Source organism: Streptomyces sp. NPDC026417 (assembly GCF_055567695.1).
The window spans coordinates 1-4,282 of sequence record NZ_JBVHPY010000090.1 but is presented as its reverse complement, the minus strand read 5'-3'; the positions used below and the strand labels follow the sequence as shown (position 1 = coordinate 4,282).

Annotated in this window: 3 protein-coding genes and 2 pseudogenes; 2 read left to right on the top strand and 3 right to left on the bottom strand. The window is 63.8% G+C overall.

Annotation, left to right across the window (positions count from 1 at the left end; all coding sequences use genetic code 11):
* Nucleotides 1-731: 731 nt before the first annotated feature.
* The 3 genes and pseudogenes from ACZ4NT_RS38890 to ACZ4NT_RS38880 form a co-directional block, all read right to left on the bottom strand.
* Nucleotides 732-1,169 (bottom strand): hypothetical protein, encoded by a 438-nt coding sequence (locus ACZ4NT_RS38890; RefSeq protein ID WP_467730149.1) that lies wholly within the window; start codon nt 1,167-1,169, stop codon nt 732-734.
* Between the two features lie 1,303 nt (nt 1,170-2,472).
* A complete protein-coding gene (locus ACZ4NT_RS38885) occupies nt 2,473-2,640 on the bottom strand; it encodes a hypothetical protein (RefSeq protein WP_467730147.1) in 168 nt (55 codons plus the stop codon).
* Nucleotides 2,641-3,095: 455 nt separating this feature from the next.
* Nucleotides 3,096-3,365 (bottom strand): annotated as a pseudogene (locus ACZ4NT_RS38880) (transposase); the annotation flags it as partial.
* Between ACZ4NT_RS38880 and ACZ4NT_RS38875 the strand changes: the two are divergent.
* Nucleotides 3,313-3,984 (top strand): IS110 family transposase, encoded by a 672-nt coding sequence (locus ACZ4NT_RS38875; RefSeq protein WP_467730145.1) that lies wholly within the window; start codon nt 3,313-3,315, stop codon nt 3,982-3,984. The pseudogene ACZ4NT_RS38880 and the gene ACZ4NT_RS38875 overlap by 53 nt on opposite strands.
* 155 nt (nt 3,985-4,139) lie before the next feature.
* Nucleotides 4,140-4,282, top strand: a pseudogene (locus ACZ4NT_RS38870) (IS256 family transposase); the annotation flags it as partial.

Sequence of the window (4,282 nt, the reverse complement as noted above, 5' to 3'; positions counted from 1 at the left end):
GCCACCCCCGCAACTACCTGGCGTTTCTCGGACTCGCCGCCGCCCTCTGCTGCTACAAGAGGCTCCTCCGCCTCACCACATAGGACACCGTCTTATTAAGCCACGGCCACATCGCACAACCCCCTGAAACCTAAAGCCGAGCCATCGACCACTACAACCCGACCTGCGACAAAAGCAGGCTCGGCTGAGAAGCCTGAAACCGGCGAGGAGCCAGGCGAAACACAGACGGAGTCTCCGGTCCCGTAGCAGACAGTAGAAGGTTCTCGATGCTGATCCGGTCACGGCCGCATCGGCCAGGAAGGCTCGCTTCACGCGTGACGTCGCAACGTCTGCCGTCGTTGGACATTGGAGGGCGCGCGTGAAGTGGCGCAGCCCCCGGGTGGGGGTTCCGGACAAACACCCCGGCCGAAACCCCGCCCCACTCTCAGCCACGCCCGGATTTATTCCCATCTCTTGAAGGCCCTGCCCAAGCAGCCGAGACCACCGGCGATCCGACACACTCGTCGTGATTTCCGGACCAGGCTTCGCTATCAGACCGTGGGCGATGGGGGCGCGGGCCGGGTTGCTCTAGGTCCGTACAGGACAGGTAAGGCGGCGGTACGGAGGCCCGGCAGATTAGTACCGACGAACCGTCGCGGCCGACGTCTGGCGCCCGGGCAATCGGTTGGACCGGCGGCTGCGTTCCCGAAGCGCCTGTCCCAGCCACCGCCGAACCTGCGTACCTCAGGACATCAGGCTTCCGTGACTATACGAACCTCAGCACCGCTATCCTGCAGCGTTGTACACGGCCAGGGCACCGTCGCCTCACGAAGCTGGCCGGGTGGAGATGGACGGGCGAACAGACCCACGGCGTGATGCCATGAGGTGCGGTGTATCGCTGAAGCCAGGATTTCGGCCGCTTCCTGCGCCTTGGTGAGGCTGCCATGGGCCTGATGGTATGGCAACAAAACGAGCCAGGCGCTCTCCCCGACCGGGGTGAAGAACGCCAGATGAACGCGCCACCGGGGGCGCGAGCGTACCGAATGAGCGAGGAACAGCATCCCCCGGCCAACAAACACCGTCCGGCTGTAGAACCCAAAGATCACGGCGTGGTCGAAGAACGGGTTGCCAGCCCGCTGGGCTGCCCGCCGGACTTGGGACAGGTCATCCAGTCGGAATTCCTGCTGCACGCGCATGGATCCTCGCATCGGTACCCGACGGCGATGCCGCCTCAATCTTGCATTTCTCAGATCCCACCTCAACGCGTGCGCCCCGGTATCAGACGCCAGCACGGACAGCGGGTCCGGTTTCATGCTGGCGTGTGGAGACGATGGCCAGCACACTGAAAGGCAGTATCACACCCACACAACCTGTATGGAGGTGGTGGCGATGCCAAAACACCAGCGTGTCTATACAACTGACCCCCAACGGCTACACGGCCACCTGCCCCGGCACCCACATCACCGGGACGCAGTCCCACCGAAACCGCCGCGGGGAACGACTTCTCCGTTCCACCCTGTGCGGGCTTTCCTCGGCAAGTATGAGCAGCTCGTGTCCCCGGCGGTGCTGGCAGCCAGTCCGCGTCGATCAGCACCGCGGGCTCGGTCAAGCCAGACCACACCACGTTTATTTTCCCGCCGAGGGAGCTGGATGGAGTTGGGATGTAGTGAATACCTAGTAGCGTGATGAGACTTGCAAAAATGACCATATCCCCGAGCGTGCCAGGCTCAATAAATTCGGCTTGAATTGTGATTGACTCGTGGCGCGGATATGTCAGGCTCACTGCCGCCCTTATCGGTGGCCGAGCCGCTCGCCCCGAAGAGCCGAGCCTTGACCGATCTGTACGACAAGGCGGATCCCTTTCTTACCGGCCTGTACATGGAGGCTTCACGCGATTCCTGGGCTCGGATCCGAGCCCAGGAATCCTGCCCCTCCTGCGCGACCTGACTGGTGTACTCAACGCCCAACTCCCGGCCGCCTCCCGGGCACGCTGCTCCTGCTCGGTGACTGTGGGCTCACGAGGCGCCAGTTTCTCAAGCAGGTAGGTGATGGTGGTTCCTCGTTCCTCGGCCAGAGTTCGCAGCCGGTCAGGAGCATTTCGCTTGTCTACAAGCGAAAATGGCACACCATCAGCCCAGCGGGCCGCAGGTGCCCCACCGTCGCGACAACGGTGCGCTCTGCGGCCGCGCGCGAGGGTACTCAGTCAGAGTTCCCGCGCCATCGCGGGGAAGGCATTATCTCTCCCGATTGTCAGGTCACTCTGAGGCAAATTGCCGGCGTAGCCGGCATACTGCGCGATGCAGAGATTCACCGATCTCGCCAAGTAGGAGTGGAAGGGCGATCCTGCCCCACTAGGGTTGATCGTGCCTCTCGATCCGCGTCCACTGCGCGTCAGTCAACGACACACCCGGACCAACGATCCGATGATCTAAACGAAACGGCCTAGTTCTGCGACGCAGTCGCGGAGGATCCGGCGTCGCTCTGTGTTGAGAGCTACCATTGTTTCTGCCAGGTGGACACGCACCCGGCGATGGTCGCGCCGAGCAGCACGATGTCGATGCCGCCCGGCTCCGTTTCACGCAGTCCAGCAGGTAAGGCCGCGCGCAGGTGTTCCTGCCATAAACACGCGATGGTGGCTCCAGGCTCACTCGTTCTGCTCATACGGCTCATCTTCCTGCAGGAGCCCCGGCCTTGGCGTCGCTTTTCTGCTCAGGCACGGTAGCCCATGAGGGCTGCCGCTAGACCTACGAACTTCGTACTCATCCAGGCCGCATTCGTTCTTCGCGGCCTGGAAACATTCCTCGATCGACCAGCGCATCTCGGCCGCCCTCGCCAGGTCCGCAACTGTGCAGGTCACGGGTGCGTAGGCGAAGTAGTAGGCGATCTCCTGTGTCCGTGTCAGACTGCGGCAGGCCAGCACCCACCGGTGATGGGTGGGCTCGTCGCCGTCGAAGAAGCTGATTCCGGCAGCCTGGCACTGGCCCAGTCATAGACTCGCCGGCCTTTGACGCCCACGCCGCAGGACAGCCGCTGCCAGGCATCACCGGGTGCTTCGCTGATGAGCTGGTTGATCCGCCAGAACCCTGCCAGGCTCTTGACCTGCTGCAACTTGGGAACAGCGACTCCGGGATCCTCGCCGCCCGGAAGCGTTCCCTGTCTGCGGTCCAGGCCTTGGGTAGATACAACTCCCGGTCCGCCAGAGCCCGTCCACGACTGGTGGCATAGGCGGCGAACACTCCGATCTGACAGTTGTCGATCTTCCCCGAGGCGCCGGTGCACTGCCGGCCCACCCCTGCGGACGTGCTGCCCTTCTTGACGAACCCGGTGTTGTCGATGATCAGCACACCACCCGGGCCGAAAGCCGACGCGAAGGACGCCGCAGTCATCACGGACGCCGCCCGCACGATGTCCCACACCCTGAGTTCGCTGGAGCCGACCAACGAGATCACTGCCGAGCTCACGGTACTGACCGGCTTCGACCAGGATCTCGCCACCGAAGCCACCCGCACCAGCAAGGCCGCACGACTGAACGACGAGGACTTCGACGCCCTGGACGAGCAGACCGTCGTGGTGCCCGGAACCGGCACCCTCAACCTCGTGACCCCGTCCCTGGCCGCCTCGCTCACCGCGGTCCACGACCAGCGCCGGGCACTGGAAACCCAGATCAGCAGCCTGCTGGAGGCCCACCCTCTTCACCCGCTCCTGACCTCGATGCCCACAATCGGAGTCAGGACCGCCCCCGTCCTCCTGGTCACCGTCGGCGACGGCGACGGCGACGGCGACGGCACCAGTTTCCCCACCGCTGTCCATCTCGCCTCCTACGCTGGCCCCGCCCCCACCACCAGATCCTCGGGGACCCCAATCCACAGCGAACACGCACACCGCGGCAGAAACCCGCAGCCCAAACACGCGGTGTTCCTCTCCGTCTTTCGCCTGCATGAACGCCGACCCCGCCTCACGTGCCTGCTACAACCGGAAAAAGCACCCAGGAAAACCCACACCTAGGCACTCCTCCGCCTCGCCCGCCAGCGCATCTGCGTCCTATTCGCCATGCTCTGAGACGGCACTTCCACGAGTCCAGAGTCCCCACCATCACCCTCGCCGCATGACCCGGGACTGTAAGAAAAACGGTGTAACTCCGATCATGGAAGAGTTCACCTGTGACCAGCGAGAACATAGCCAAGCCGTCTGCAGAAGGAGCCGCGTCAGCGTCCGTTGATGACCAGTTCCTGAACGAGCTCGTGGCTCGGGCTCAGGCCGATGGCCTGCAGCTGACCGGTGAGGGCGGTCTGCTTCAGCAGCT

Bases quoted from the DNA above. Each gene is read 5' to 3' on its own strand.
- ACZ4NT_RS38875 (WP_467730145.1), top strand. From the start codon at position 3,313: ATGATCAGCACACCACCCGGGCCGAAAGCCGACGCGAAGGACGCCGCA.
- ACZ4NT_RS38885 (WP_467730147.1), bottom strand. From the start codon at position 2,640: ATGAGCAGAACGAGTGAGCCTGGAGCCACCATCGCGTGTTTATGGCAG.